Origin of the sequence: Saezia sanguinis (assembly GCF_003991585.1) — a bacterium.
Lineage (GTDB): Bacteria > Pseudomonadota > Gammaproteobacteria > Burkholderiales > Burkholderiaceae_C > Saezia > Saezia sanguinis.
In genome coordinates this window covers 1-230 of sequence record NZ_PQSP01000241.1, presented here as the reverse complement: position 1 = coordinate 230, position 230 = coordinate 1, and the positions used below count along the sequence as shown (strand labels likewise).

The following is a 230-nucleotide window of genomic DNA, read 5'->3' as shown; positions in this document are numbered from 1 at the left end:
GACGTAGGTGTGTCCTCGCCCCGGGGGTGCGGAACCGGTGGTCCGGCATCGTGCCGGAGCGTTCATCAGGCGCGCACCATCCGTACCGCGGTATCGGTGACGGTTTCGGTGATCTCGGTCAAGGTCAGTGCGCCGTCCGGGCGGTACCAGCGCCAGACGCTGATCACCACGGCCAGTACCATCCGGCCGAGGATCTTGGGATCGCCACCGGTGAAAACACCGGCCTCGAT

Annotated in this window: 1 protein-coding gene; it reads right to left on the bottom strand. The window is 66.5% G+C overall.

What is annotated here, in order from left to right; all coding sequences use genetic code 11:
* Positions 1-65 precede the first annotated feature (65 nt).
* A complete protein-coding gene (locus CUZ56_RS16445; protein ID WP_369126775.1) occupies positions 66-230 on the bottom strand; it encodes a hypothetical protein in 165 nt (54 codons plus the stop codon).